This window comes from Wolbachia endosymbiont of Drosophila pseudotakahashii (assembly GCF_026015925.1).
GTDB lineage: Bacteria > Pseudomonadota > Alphaproteobacteria > Rickettsiales > Anaplasmataceae > Wolbachia > Wolbachia pipientis.
Window position 1 is genome coordinate 990,251 of record NZ_CP110359.1, and the last position, 13,247, is coordinate 1,003,497.

The 13,247-nt window shown below is 36.4% G+C and carries 11 protein-coding genes and 1 pseudogene; 3 read left to right on the top strand and 9 right to left on the bottom strand.

The window, feature by feature from the left end; translation table 11 throughout:
• Positions 1–85 precede the first annotated feature (85 nt).
• Entirely contained in the window at positions 86–2,668 is a 2,583-nt protein-coding gene (gene secA / locus ONI09_RS05155) for a preprotein translocase subunit SecA (RefSeq protein WP_265013879.1), read from the top strand.
• 3 nt (positions 2,669–2,671) lie between these two features.
• Here the strand turns inward: secA and ONI09_RS05160 are convergent, their stop codons facing one another.
• The 3 genes from ONI09_RS05160 to ONI09_RS05170 all read right to left on the bottom strand — a co-directional run bounded on the left by ONI09_RS05160 (position 2,672) and on the right by ONI09_RS05170 (position 5,146).
• Positions 2,672–3,787, bottom strand: coding sequence for an ankyrin repeat domain-containing protein (locus ONI09_RS05160; protein WP_265013880.1), 1,116 nt, complete (start codon positions 3,785–3,787; stop codon positions 2,672–2,674).
• A 336-nt stretch (positions 3,788–4,123) separates the two neighbouring features.
• Positions 4,124–4,765, bottom strand: a complete 642-nt coding sequence (gene fsa, locus ONI09_RS05165) for a fructose-6-phosphate aldolase (RefSeq protein WP_265013881.1) — start codon at positions 4,763–4,765, stop codon at positions 4,124–4,126.
• A gap of 39 nt (positions 4,766–4,804) precedes the next feature.
• Positions 4,805–5,146 (bottom strand): hypothetical protein, encoded by a 342-nt coding sequence (locus ONI09_RS05170; protein ID WP_065095098.1) that lies wholly within the window; start codon positions 5,144–5,146, stop codon positions 4,805–4,807.
• Positions 5,147–5,451: 305 nt separating this feature from the next.
• Here ONI09_RS05170 and ONI09_RS07115 point away from each other — a divergent pair.
• Positions 5,452–6,538: pseudogene (locus tag ONI09_RS07115) on the top strand (IS3 family transposase).
• A gap of 480 nt (positions 6,539–7,018) precedes the next feature.
• Here the strand turns inward: ONI09_RS07115 and folD are convergent.
• The 5 genes from folD to ONI09_RS05215 all read right to left on the bottom strand — a co-directional run bounded on the left by folD (position 7,019) and on the right by ONI09_RS05215 (position 11,279).
• A complete protein-coding gene (gene folD, locus ONI09_RS05195) occupies positions 7,019–7,897 on the bottom strand; it encodes a bifunctional methylenetetrahydrofolate dehydrogenase/methenyltetrahydrofolate cyclohydrolase FolD (RefSeq protein WP_265013882.1) in 879 nt (292 codons plus the stop codon).
• Positions 7,881–8,456, bottom strand: coding sequence for a UbiX family flavin prenyltransferase (locus ONI09_RS05200; RefSeq protein ID WP_265013883.1), 576 nt, complete (start codon positions 8,454–8,456; stop codon positions 7,881–7,883). The genes folD and ONI09_RS05200 overlap by 17 nt, the downstream gene beginning before the upstream one ends.
• A complete protein-coding gene (locus tag ONI09_RS05205; RefSeq protein WP_265013884.1) occupies positions 8,449–8,715 on the bottom strand; it encodes a DUF2312 domain-containing protein in 267 nt (88 codons plus the stop codon). Before ONI09_RS05205 ends, ONI09_RS05200 begins: the two co-directional genes overlap by 8 nt.
• 13 nt (positions 8,716–8,728) lie before the next feature.
• The gene (locus ONI09_RS05210; RefSeq protein ID WP_265013885.1) at positions 8,729–10,012 is read right to left on the bottom strand and encodes an HlyC/CorC family transporter; all 1,284 of its coding nucleotides are present in this window, start codon (positions 10,010–10,012) and stop codon (positions 8,729–8,731) included.
• 88 nt (positions 10,013–10,100) lie between these two features.
• Positions 10,101–11,279: an aspartate aminotransferase family protein gene (locus ONI09_RS05215; RefSeq protein WP_265013886.1), complete on the bottom strand. Its 1,179-nt coding sequence runs from the start codon at positions 11,277–11,279 to the stop codon at positions 10,101–10,103.
• Positions 11,280–11,554: 275 nt separating this feature from the next.
• On the opposite strand from ONI09_RS05215, the gene ONI09_RS05220 reads away from it, so the two are divergent.
• Positions 11,555–12,727 carry an NADH-quinone oxidoreductase subunit D gene (locus tag ONI09_RS05220; protein ID WP_010962676.1) on the top strand — a complete coding sequence of 391 codons (1,173 nt, stop codon included), beginning with the start codon at positions 11,555–11,557 and terminating at the stop codon, positions 12,725–12,727.
• A gap of 27 nt (positions 12,728–12,754) precedes the next feature.
• Here ONI09_RS05220 and ONI09_RS05225 read toward each other — a convergent pair whose 3' ends face one another.
• Positions 12,755–12,898, bottom strand: coding sequence for a hypothetical protein (locus tag ONI09_RS05225; RefSeq protein WP_153296793.1), 144 nt, complete (start codon positions 12,896–12,898; stop codon positions 12,755–12,757).
• Positions 12,899–13,247 lie beyond the last annotated feature (349 nt).

Sequence of the window (13,247 nt, forward strand, 5' to 3'; positions counted from 1 at the left end):
TAAGTTTATGCTAGATTCTCCGCTAATTTTGACAGCCATTCTTATATTTTTCATTTTTACGTCGTCATTCTTTTTTATAAGAAAGATGTTTGGGTCAACAAATAAGAAGATAATAAAATCCTTCAGAAAAATTGCTCAGCAAATTAATGCACTAGAGGCGGAAATGCAGAGCTTATCTGATGAGGAGCTTGCTGGTAAAACTGAAGAATTCAAACGAGAATTGAAAAATGGGAAAACGTTAAATGATCTTCTCGTACCTGCATTTGCGGTTGTGCGCGAAGCCTCCCGAAGGTTTCTTAACATGAGACACTTTGATGTTCAGCTAACTGGTGGAATGGTACTCCACAGTGGCATGATATCAGAAATGAAAACAGGAGAGGGAAAGACACTCGTTGCAACTTTAGCAGCATATCTAAATTCCTTAGAAGGGAAAGGCGTGCACGTCGTAACTGTTAACGACTACCTTGCGAAACGAGACACGGAGTGGATGAGCAAATTATATAACTCTCTTGGGGTTTCTGTTGCATTCATTACGAATAATTTGACGGATGAGGAGAGAAAAGAGGCTTACAGTGCAGATATCGTGTATTCTACAAATAACGAACTTGCCTTTGATTACCTGCGAGATAATATGAAATTTTCTCAAGAAGACATGGTTCAGAGAGGCTTTCACTACGGAATAGTTGATGAAGTGGACTCAATACTCATTGATGAAGCTCGCACTCCGCTTATTATTTCTGGCCCTGTTGAGGAAAATAATCAGATATATAAGCATATCAATAAAATAGTAACCAAATTAGTTGACTATGATTATGAAGTAGATGAAAAAGGTAGAACGGTATTCTTGACTGAAGATGGTATTTCACGAGTGGAGGAACTACTGAGGTCATACAATCTCATTCCTGAAAATTCCTCGCTCTATGATACTGACAGCATGATAATGACTCATTATATAGACCAAGCATTACGTGCACATAAGCTGTTTACTGCTGATAAAGATTATATAGTAAAGGATGGCAAGGTAGTGATTATTGATGAATTTACTGGGCGTATGATGGAGGGCAGGAAATATTCCGATGGTCTTCATCAGGCACTTGAAGCGAAGGAGAATCTTGAAATTCAGCATGAAAACCAAACTTTAGCATCGGTTACATTTCAGAATTACTTTCGTATGTACAATAAACTCTCCGGAATGACTGGAACAGCAGCAACAGAGGCAGAAGAGTTTCGTGATATATACAGATTAAATGTAGTAAAAATTCCAACCAATGTACCTGTAAAAAGAGTTGATATTGATGATGAAATTTACGGTACAGAAAAGGAAAAATTTAATGCTGTGTTGAAGTTTATAGAAGAATGCCACAAACGCCTTCAACCGGTCCTTGTTGGCACGGTGAGCATCGAAAACTCTGAGAAGCTTTCTGCGCTTTTGCAAAGCCATTCTCTTAAGCATTCAGTATTGAATGCTCGTTATCATGAACAAGAGGCGTACATAATAGCGCAAGCTGGGGTGCCAGGTAGTGTCACTATAGCAACTAACATGGCAGGGCGTGGAACTGATATTCAGCTTGGTGGAAATGCTGAAATGATCGCAAAGGTAGAGCTCAAGAAAATAAAAAATGCTGATGAAAGAGAAAAAAAATATCAAGAAATAATTGAAAGAGTAAAAAAAGATAAGGAAATTGCTATAAAAGCTGGTGGTTTATGTGTGGTTGGAACCGAAAGACATGAAAGCAGGAGAATAGATGATCAATTACGCGGCCGTTCTGGTCGTCAGGGGGATCCTGGACTTTCTAAGTTCTTTTTATCGCTCGAAGATGACCTAATGAGAATATTTGGTTCTGATAGAATGAGAAGCTTTTTACAAAAAGTAGGGTTAAAGAATAACGAAGCTATTCATCATCCATGGATCAATAAGGCACTCGAGAAAGCGCAAAAGAAAGTTGAAGCTAGAAACTATGACGTGCGGAAATCTCTACTTAAGTTTGATGACGTAATCAATAACCAACGTAAAGTTATTTTTAAGCAGAGAAACAATATCTTAGGCAACGAAATTAATGATTTGTTTGAAGTGTATAGCGAAGTAAATGAGAGCGTAGTAGAAGGTATAATCCAAAGTGGCTATTATGAGGATTATATTGAAGATATAGTCAAAGAATTCCATACAAGGTATGGAATAACGCTTGATAAAGAAGACTTGGCAAAGTTTTTGAATAAACAAGAAGCTTTGAATTATGTAAATGATAAGATACAAGAATTTTTTACTGAGAAAGAAAAATATTTCAACAGTCAGCACACTACAGATTTGTGGAATACGATCGTGAAGCAAATGATGATAATGACACTTGATCATTTATGGAGGGAACACCTTTCAGTTCTAGAGAGCCTAAGACAAAGCATAAGCTTACGTGCTATGGGGCAGAAAGATCCACTGAATGAATTTAAACGCGAAGCTTTCTTGATGTTTGAGTCGATGCTTGAAAAATGGAAGGAACTCACCATTCATCGCCTAGCGCACTTTAAGTTGGCAGACAACCAAGAGATAGGCAATAGATTACATTCTTCTAGAAATAGCAGACTTCCCAAAGTCTCAAGAAACGACAAGTGCCCTTGTAATTCTGGAAAGAAGTACAAACACTGCCACGGCGCGGTTACTGTGGTGAATTAATAATTATGGTTGTACAGTTTGTTTATTTCCATCAACATTACTGCAGCTAACCTCACTTAGCTTACTGTTTAATGAATACTCTGATGACTTATATGTAACTCCATAGGTAATACTACCAACTATCAGTGCAGATGCTACAGTAATTCCAATTATTGCTAGTGCAGGTAATGCAGTGACATAGGCAAGTACTAGTGGAACTACAACAGTAATTCCTGCTGTTATAGCTTTAGGTCTATGAATAAATGATGGATCTGCACCATAATTTAGTAGAAGTTTTGCTACTTTTGGATGTTGATAATTTAGTCTTGGATATTCACCATGAGTGTAATAAACAGCATAATATAAAGGAGTCCTTCCGTCTTTATCTTGTACATCAACACCTGCCCCTCCTTTTAATAGAGCCTCTGCTATTTGTGTATACCCGTTCTCAGCAGTATAATGCAAAGGAGTTTTTCCATCTTTGCCTTGTAGATTAACATCTGCTCCTTTTTCTAGCAAAACTTCTACTACTTGTGTGTGCCCATGTCTGGCAGCATAATGCAAAGGAGTTCTTCCTTTTTTATCTTGCGCATTAACATCTGTCCTTCCTTCTTTTAGTAGGATTTCCACCATTTGTACATATCCACACTCAGCAGTATGATGCAAAGGAGTAAATCCACATCCATTTTGTACATTAGTAGCTCCTGCCCTTAACAGAAGCCTTACCATTTCTATCTTATTCCCAAGGTGAACAGCATAATCTAAGGGAGTGAATCCCTTTCGGTCCTGCATGCTAACGTCTGCTTTTTCTGCAAGTAAGATTTCCGCTACTTGTGTATGTCCGTGCTGAGCAGCACAATGCAAAGGAAAGCCGTCATTAATATCAAAACCATTTGCCACCAAATGCTCTGCTAATTTTGCACAATTAAATTTAGCTGCGAATTGTAGTAAATCACCACATGGAAATTTCTTTAGATCAAAATTATTTTTTTCCCACCGTTTAAGAAATTTTTCTATAGTTCCTAAATTTCTTTCATTGGACTTAGCCTCTATTTCAGCTTTTATTTTATCGGCTATATTATCCTTGTTCAGGTTTTGGCTACAATTGACTGCTATTAGTATTTGACCTAACCCCTGCATTTTTTTCTCCAAGATATAAAATTTTATTATGGCATATGAAGTGGATTATGTCAATGAAAACCTAAGAAACTGGTTCTTCTTTTTTTCTATAGCTTTAGGTTTACCTACAATTTGAAAAACAACAAATTCGTCATTCCGCTACTCGTTAGCGCCTCGGCGGTATGATGTAGGGAAACCTTTCTTGGGTTAGCTATAAAGTTAAAATTCGACCAGGGCAGCCGCAATAAGGTAGCAAACGCCATCATGTCTTTAGGAGAGTTTGCTAATGAAGGCTCTTAAGTTGACGCCATTGCCTGAACGGATACGCCAATTTTTATGTTCATTTGTAACCGTTTATTATTTTACACCCCAGTCTTTTTCAAATATTGCTAGCCCTTGGTCAGTAAGTGGGTGATTAATTAATTGTCTAAGTACTTTTGCTGGCACAGTAATTGAATCAGCACCAAGCCTTGCAGCTTCTATTACATGCGCTGGGCTTCTCACTGATGCAACAAGAACTTTAGTATCAAAACCGTAATTAGAATATATAGTACATATATCTTCTATTAGCGATAAGCCATCATAGCCTATATCATCAAGGCGACCAACAAAGGGGGAAATAAAACAAGCACCGACCTTAGCGGCAAGCAGTGCTTGTCCAGGAGAAAAACATAATGTGATGTTAACAGGTATTTTATGCTCTGTCCATAACTTTTTACAAGAAATTAATCCTTCATGTATAAGGGGTAATTTGATCACAACATTATCAGCAATTTTTGCTAAATTCAGACCTTCTGTGATCATCTCTTCATGGCTATCTGCAACAACTTCAACACTAACAGGCCCTTTTATAATAGAGCATATTTCACGCACTAAATCCTCGTATTTATCTTTACGCCCGGACTTTGCTATTAAAGAAGGATTAGTTGTTATGCCGTCAATGAACTCCTTTAGTTCTTTAATTTCATTTAAATCAACGCTATCAAGAAAAATTTCCATATTAATCTCCTATAAAAAAAATACCCTTGCAAAATCTTGTCATCCTACCGCTTGACTTACAACCGTATGAACTTCCTGCGTTGTAAACATCAAACGGCCGATAACACAACTGTACAAATATTGAGACATAAGAGTAATTTGTACCAAGAAAAAAGATGTCATCCCAGTGCCCAGACCCCTTAGACAATGTACCATCTTTTGATTTTGTCCATTCTGGGCGGGGTTTTCAAGTTCTTTGATCTTAAATACTACATCTACTTTATCAAGATCAATGTTGACTTCTTTTACTAATGTCCTAATAAGACTACGTTTGGCTTGCCAATCTAGGTCCGATTTAACACTAGAATAAAAGCCCTTTATGCTATTTGTAATAAGATTCATTTTCTGCCGTATTCCCTTTTACCTTTTTCTTCTATCTTTTAATCTCTTTTAAACATTCCTTCATTTTTTTTATTGCCTGCTTAAAGTCTTCCTTACTTATAGTTAGTGCATACTTTGCTGCCGTAAAAACTTCTGGTACCCAAACAATTGTAATAAGTATACACAATCTTTGTCAACTATTTTCGGCGCTGGTATATAAATCCAATTCTCTTCATCTGTACTATAAATAGAGTGACCTTACCCAGAAAAAGTGGAGAGAAAGAAAAGAGTTTTTTTGGGTAAAATAAAATTTTGGAGGATTAGAAATGGTAAGAGAATATACGGCAGAATTCAAATTGGAAGCTGTTAAACTGGCAAATGAACAAAGAAAGGCAGGTCAAACAATTACAAAAACAGCAAAGGATTTAGGAATAAAGGGTGGTTTATTAGGAAAATGGATAAAGAAACACAACGAAAAAAAGTCGGCAGCAGATGCATTTCCAGGTAGAGGTAACATGGCTCCTTACGACAAAGAGAGGTTTGATTTACAAAGCAAGAGTAACAAGGGAAAGAGACATTTAAAAAAAAACCCTGGCCAGTCAAAAAGAGTAAAATATTTTTTTATATAGTAACTGCTATAAAGTACAGGAATTATGTAGGATTTTCTGCTAGTGGCTACTATAAGTGGACCACAAGAAAAATAAGCAGTAGAGAATCAGCAAATAAAGAGTTATTCGAAGCTATTCAAAAAATATATCAAGTTTCTAAATGTAGATATGGAGCTCCTAAAATTCATGCTGAATTGAAGGCTTTGGGTAAAAGTTGCAATTTGAAAACGGTGCAAAGTATTATGCAGAAAAATGACATCAGGGCTATACTGAGAAGAAAGTTTAAAATTAAAAAACAACAAACAGATAATAGAGCTGTAGCTCCCAATATACTAGATCAAAACTTTATTGTTGATCAACCAAATAAAGTATGGGATTACTTACATCAAAACCAAGGAGGGATGGCTATATTTGGCAGCAATAATTCTCACGTATGGTAGTTAATGAGTAGTGCAATAAATAAACAATTGGTTATGAACTCTTTATTAATGGCCATTAATAGGCGTAAACCTGTTAAAAATCTACTGCTGCACAGTGACCAAGGTTCACAATATACTGCGCAAGGGTATCAATATCTCTTAGCTGTAAAGAATATAGATGAGTAATAAAGGCTGTTGTTGCGACAATTCTGTTGCAGAAAGCTTCTTCAGTTCTCTAAAAAGGGAGTTACCAATAGACACCTCTCGGCACTCTAAACAGCATATCAAAACTGCTATATTTGAATATATAGAAATTTTTTATAACAAACAACGTCACTATTAACTATTGCATTCCTGAGCATTTTGATTCATCATTCTCTTTGTGAAAAACATTCCAAACTTTCTCTCCACTTTTTCTGGGTAAGGTCAGATACTATAAACTATAAAAAAATTTCTCCGATAGTTCATATAGCAAGTAAATTCACAAAATGAAGACTATTATTTTTATTACAGGTGTATCTACGGTTGGAAAATCAAGTTTGGCTCATATATTAGGTTCAAAGCTTTTTATGCCTAGAAACTTTGCAATTCCACTAACTATAGCTAACCCAAGAAAGGTTTCCCTACGTCATACCGCCGCGGTATCTCAGCATAGATTCCGCTAACGAGTAGCGGAATGACGAATTTGTTGTTTTTCAAATTGTAGGTAAACCTAAGCCACTTTAGCTATACTTGTAGAGAAAAAAGAATAGATGATGATCCTAAATATTTAATAAATTTGACTACTGAGGAATTTCAAAAATCTCAATTTTTTATTAATTGTGATATGGTACATTCTATCTTCATATAGCTTTCCTCTTCATACCTCAACTAATGAAATCAGAAGCATCAACTCCCTTTTGCAAGCAAGCAGCAATAACAGTGTTCATCATTAGAAATGCAATGGTCATTGGGCCAACGCCCCCGGGTACTGGGGTCATAGCTTTGGCTTTCCCTTTTATTCCCTCAAAGTCAACATCACCTACAAGCTTTCCTACGTTAACGCTATTTATGCCAACATCGATCACTATTGCACCTTTCTTTATCCAGTCTGCTTGAACAAAATTTGGCTTTCCGACTGCTGCAACTACTATATCCGCTTTAGAGCAATATTCAGCTAAATCCTTGCTTTGTGAATGCAAGATGGTGACAGTGCAGTTTTCTTGCAATAGCAGGTAAAACATTGGCTTGCCCACGATATTTGACCTACCAATTACCACTGCGTTTTTACCGGAAAGGTTCTCTTCAATTGACTTAATTAAATGCAAAGAACCTTTAGGAGTGCAAGGTATAAGGCAGTTTTTTTCACCTTTAACTAATTTGCCAACGTTTTCATCATGAAAGCCATCTACATCTTTTTCAACACTTACTGTGTTAATTACTCTGCTTGCACTAATATGATTTGGTAAAGGCAATTGCACTAAAATGCCATGCACAGATGGATCTTCATTTAATTCATTGATTTTTTCAATTAATTCATCTTCTGAAATATTATCAGGCAAAACAATGGTCTCAGAACTTATGCCTATTGATTCTGCTTTTTTCTGTTTGTTGCGAACATAAACCTGACTTGCTGGATTGCTGCCCACGAGAATTACTTTCAGGCAAGGAAAAATGTTATACTCTCTCTTTAAAATATCAATTTTTTGTGATATCCTCTCACATAGGTCGTTTGCTATTTTTTTACCATCAATAATAATTGTCACTTCCTTGCCACTCCTTAAAGTCGGGTAATTTGATATCAAATAAATCCAATACTTTGCCAACAGAATGATTAATAATATCATCCAACGATTTCGGTTTAATATAAAAAGCAGGCACTGGTGGAGCAATAATTGCTCCCATCTCCGTTAATTTTAACATATTTTGTAAATGCCCAAGATGCAGTGGTGACTCTCGCACCATAAGAACTAACTTTCTTCTTTCTTTTAGCGTTACATCTGCAGTCCTTGTCAATAGATTGGAAGTAACACCTGATGCGATTTCAGACATTGTCTTCATAGAGCATGGTGCTACAATCATCCCTGAGGTTTTAAATGAGCCGCTTGCTATTTTTTCTCCAATCTTTTCTTCAGAATAGTAAAAATCTACAAGCGATGTAATATCTTCAAGTTTTTCTTTAATCTCGTGAGCTAAAGTTATTTTCCCAGCACGACTTATCACTAAATGAGTTTCATAATCGACGTCTTTCAACGCTTCTAAAATACGCACACCGTAAATAGAACCAGATGCTCCACTTATTCCAATTACAATTCTGCTATTCACTTAACTCTTCTTCGTAGCTCATTCCCAATGCACGTTTATAGGTATCAAGCAATACTTCTTGTTCCTCTCTGTCATCATCATCCATCTTCCTCAGCCTAATAATTTGCTTCATCACTTTTATATCCCAACCTTCATCTGCGGCTTTTGCATATACATCACGAATGTGATCTTGCACATCCCTCTTTTCTTGTTCAAGTTTTTCGATTCTCTCTATGTAACCCTTCAACTCCTCAGCCGTTATTTTTACTGTATCTTCCATGAAACTCCACTAATTAATTGCTGCCACTAATATTACCAGTTTTTACTTGCACTTCAACAACAGTAATAATATTTTTATCTTTTTTTAAAATCTTAAAGCGAAAACCATACATGGAAAACTCCTCGCCTTCGTCAGGAATGCGCTCTATTTCATTTACAATCATACCTGCTAAAGTTGTAGCTTCTTCATAAGGAAGATTCCAGTATAACTGCCTGTTAATGTCCCTAATAGTAGATTTTCCTTCTATGTGATACATATTATCAGATATTTTCTTTATAAAATTCTCCGTAATCAAATCATGTTCATCCGAAATTTCTCCAACTATTTCTTCCAGTATATCCTCAAGAGTTACAATTCCCTGCAGTGCTCCATACTCATCAATAACAAATGCAAGGTGTTTCCTGTTCTTACGGAAGTTGTGAAGTTGCACGCTGAGCGGTGTACTTTCTGGTATGAACCAAGGCCTTGACATAACTTGGGTAATGTCAACTTCTTCCGCTTTATTATTCTTTTCACGCAAAGCATTTATTAGAGCTTTCACGTGAATTACACCTACAATGTTATCTGGTTCCTTCTGCCATAAAGGTACTCTACTGTGACTGCTGGTTAAAATCTCTCTTATTAACTCTTCTTTATTCCGATCTATATCAAGAGAAAATAGGTTTCTTCTATGGGTCATAATTTGTGATATCTCTGTCTCAGCCAAATCAAGTATGCTGCTTAGCATATCTAAATCCTGTTGCAACATAGTTCCTTCACTGCGGTGAAGAGTAATCATATTACGCATTGCATCCGCTGCAGATATCACTTCCTTATCTTTATGCAGCCCACATAATTTTAGGATGAGGTTAACAATAAATTGAATACCTAGTGTCAATGGAGAAAAAATCTTTACAAAAAACAATACAAAATAAGCAGAAAATGATGCAAATTTTTCAGGATTTTGAATAGCATAAGTTTTTGGTAAAACTTCGCAGAACAATAAAATACAAAATGTCATTATAATTGTTGATAGGAGAATGCCCTCATTTCCAAAAAGATTGATAAATATTGCTGTAAATAAAGCAGAGCAAGTAATATTAATAATTGTATTGCCGAGCAATACCGTTCCTATTGTCAATTCTTTCCTATTTAATAAGCGATCTATTACCCTGGCTTTTTTGTTACCGTCTAGCTTTAGCTTATTAACTCGAGAACGGCTAATTGAGGTTAAGCCTATTTCTGCTCCTGAGAACAAAAACGATAAAACTAACAAAACAAAAATTGCTGATGATACTAAGACCAATAACCAATCCATTAAAGTACGATGTTATTGTGATAAAAAATAAAATTAATTTTACATGTTATGAGAGGCATTTGCAAGCCTGAATTTATATTGCCGAATTTTATATACCTTTAATCTTAAAAAACAAATCATAAAGCATATTACACGCTGCGTTCACATGCTCATCCTCAATGATAAGTGGTGGGGTTACCCTTACTACTTTGTTGTTTAAAACCCTAGTTATTATTAAACCTTTATCAAGAGATCGACTAATAATTTTATCAGCTACAGGAGTTGCTAGTTCTATTCCCATTAGTAACCCTTCTCCACGAACTTCTAAAATCATCTCAGGAAATTCTTTAGCTAAAAGCAACAGCTTTTCTTTTAAATCTTTACTAATTTTTTTAACATGATCAAAAAAGCCTTCTTTTAGCATTATATCGAGCACTGCATTACCAACAGTCATGGCAAGTGGATTGCCACCATAGGTTGATCCATGAGTTCCTGGAGTGATTGCTTCTGCTATATAATCTTTCACTAAACATGCAGCTAAAGGAAAACCGTTACCCATAGCTTTTGCACAGGTTAGCATATCAGGTTCAATGCCGACATTTTGATAATGAAATAAAGAACCGATGCGTCCATATCCGCACTGCACTTCATCAAAGCACAAAATTATTCCTTGAGCTTTTGCTATTTCCCTTACTTTTTGAAGATATTCTACGTCTAGTGGATATACTCCACCTTCGCTTTGTATGGGCTCTAAAAATACAGCAGCTATTTCATTGTTGATTTTTTCTTCTAATGCTTTAATGTCATTTCTTGGCACTTTATCAAAACCAGAAAGGAGCGGAGCAAAACCTTCGCGTGATTTTTCATTGCCTCCAGCAGAAATTGCAGCAATACTGCGGCCATGAAAGCCTCCTTCAATTGTAATAATACGATTACGTTTTGCTTGCCCTTTTGAATAAAAGTAACGTCGAATAAACTTAATTGCAGCTTCTGTTGCTTCAAGCCCACTTGAGCAGAAAAAAACTTTATCTGCAAAAGTAAGGGTTGTTAAACGCTCGGCAAGCCTTTCTTGCTCGGGAATAGTGAAAATGTTAGAGCAGTGCCATAATGAGCTCGATTGCTCTTTCAGCTTATCTGTAATGTATGGATGACAATGCCCTAAAGAAGTTGTAGAAATACCTGCAGCAAAATCTAAATATTTTTTACCATCTTTATCAAAAAGATATGCCCCTTCTCCCCTGACTATAGGAGTGTCAAGTCTATTATACGCATTAACAACATGATCCATTTTATAAGTATTGTGGTATTATCTATACTATACCTGAAATGAATCCATTAACACAAAGCTTTTCCTTTAACCTCTTATGCTACTTCAACTAAAAATTTGGCTAATGCAAACCTTTTTTGTCATTCTATAGCTAAAGTGACTTGGTTTTACCAACACTTATTAGCCATTGTAAAAGTTTTTGTTTCTATTGAATGATAGTTGTAGCCTATGCAAGAAGTTTATTGACTTTGAGCGCACTTTAGCCTATACAATTTTAATATCTTAAACTACTGGACATGCCCGATCTAAAGACAATGATGTTAAATTTTGGACCTCAGCACCCAGCTGCACATGGAGTGTTGCGTCTTGTTTTAGAGATGGATGGTGAAGTGATCGAGAGGGCAGATCCCCATATTGGGCTTTTGCACCGCGGTACTGAAAAATTAATAGAACATAAAACGTATCTTCAAGCTTTGCCTTATTTTGATCGCCTTGATTACGTATCACCAATGTCACAAGAGCATGCATATTCACTTTGTGTGGAGAAATTGTTGCAATGTGAAGTGCCAATTAGGGCAAAGTATTTACGTGTCTTGTTTTGTGAACTGACGAGAATACTAAATCATTTACTGAACGTTTCTTCTCAAGCACTTGATGTTGGAGCAATGACCCCTCTTTTATGGCTCTTTGAAGAAAGAGAAAAAATACTGGAATTTTACGAAAGAGCTTCAGGTGCAAGGTTTCACGCAGCTTACATCAGGCCAGGTGGAATTGCAGCAGATGTTCCAGAAGATTTGATTGAGGATATTGCAAAGTTTATAGAGCAATTTCCAAAATATATAGACGATGTTGATGAACTTTTAACAGAAAATAGGATATGGAAGCAACGCACTGTAGGAATTAGTGAAATATCAATTAAACAGGCACTTGATTGGGGCTTTAGTGGCCCAATGTTGCGCGCTGCTGGGCTTGCTTGGGATTTGCGAAAAAGCCAGCCATATGAGATATATGATCAACTAGATTTTGATATACCGATCGGCCAAAATGGCGACTGTTATGACCGTTATCTAGTTAGAATGGCAGAGATTAGGCAATCTATCAGTTTGGTGAAGCAGTGCATAGAGAAAATGCCTGAAGGGCAAATAAAAACTGAAGATAGAAAAATTTCTCCACCGTCAAGAGCAGAGATGAAAAAATCTATGGAAGCTCTGATTCACCATTTTAAGCTCTATTCAGAAGGATATCACGTACCAGAAGGTGAGGCTTACGCAGTTGTTGAGGCACCAAAAGGTGAGTTTGGAGTGTATATAGTTTCAGATGGTACCAATAGACCTTATAGGTGCCGAATAAGAGCACCTGGCTTTGCGCATTTACAAGCCTTAGACTTTATGGCAAAAGGACACATGCTTGCTGACGTTGCAGCAATTATTGGCTCACTCGATATAGTTTTTGGTGAGATTGATAGGTAATCATTGGTACCCGTTCAGGCAATGGCGTCATGCAAGTAGCTGACACATAACTGTACGAACATTTGTTTGCAAAGGCAGTATGTTAAGTGTTATAGCCGATTTTGCCTCAAACACAAAGGCAGTGCCTTGACTACTTGGATCCAGAAAAATTGATTGTGTACTATACAACATTTTTGATCAAAAGCGTAACCGTTCACTGTTAGACTGCATTCTGTGATTTTTAGCAAAACATGATCTTTCATTTGAGCTTCCTTCAATTTAAAATAAATACAGAAAATTGCTGCCTATAGCTAAACTGACTTAGATTTACCAATAATCGTCATCCCGCTACTTGTTAGCGGCTAAGAGATACCGCGGCGGCATAGCTATCTTCAAAAATATGGTTGAATAATTGTGTGTATAATTATTAATATCTTTAAACACTTTGGCTATAGCTTTATCTAAGTTTCTCGACCCTAAGCTGGATTTAACCTTCAAAAAAATATGTAGGGTCAAGAACTGGCGCGCCTACTTTAGGGTT

Bases quoted from the DNA above. Each gene is read 5' to 3' on its own strand.
- secA (WP_265013879.1), top strand. From the start codon at position 86: ATGTTTGGGTCAACAAATAAGAAGATAATAAAATCCTTCAGAAAAATT.
- ONI09_RS05160 (WP_265013880.1), bottom strand. From the start codon at position 3,787: ATGCAGGGGTTAGGTCAAATACTAATAGCAGTCAATTGTAGCCAAAAC.
- fsa (WP_265013881.1), bottom strand. From the start codon at position 4,765: ATGGAAATTTTTCTTGATAGCGTTGATTTAAATGAAATTAAAGAACTA.
- ONI09_RS05170 (WP_065095098.1), bottom strand. From the start codon at position 5,146: ATGAATCTTATTACAAATAGCATAAAGGGCTTTTATTCTAGTGTTAAA.
- ONI09_RS05205 (WP_265013884.1), bottom strand. From the start codon at position 8,715: ATGGAAGATACAGTAAAAATAACGGCTGAGGAGTTGAAGGGTTACATA.
- ONI09_RS05210 (WP_265013885.1), bottom strand. From the start codon at position 10,012: ATGGATTGGTTATTGGTCTTAGTATCATCAGCAATTTTTGTTTTGTTA.
- ONI09_RS05215 (WP_265013886.1), bottom strand. From the start codon at position 11,279: ATGGATCATGTTGTTAATGCGTATAATAGACTTGACACTCCTATAGTC.
- ONI09_RS05220 (WP_010962676.1), top strand. From the start codon at position 11,555: ATGCCCGATCTAAAGACAATGATGTTAAATTTTGGACCTCAGCACCCA.
- ONI09_RS05225 (WP_153296793.1), bottom strand. From the start codon at position 12,898: ATGTTGTATAGTACACAATCAATTTTTCTGGATCCAAGTAGTCAAGGC.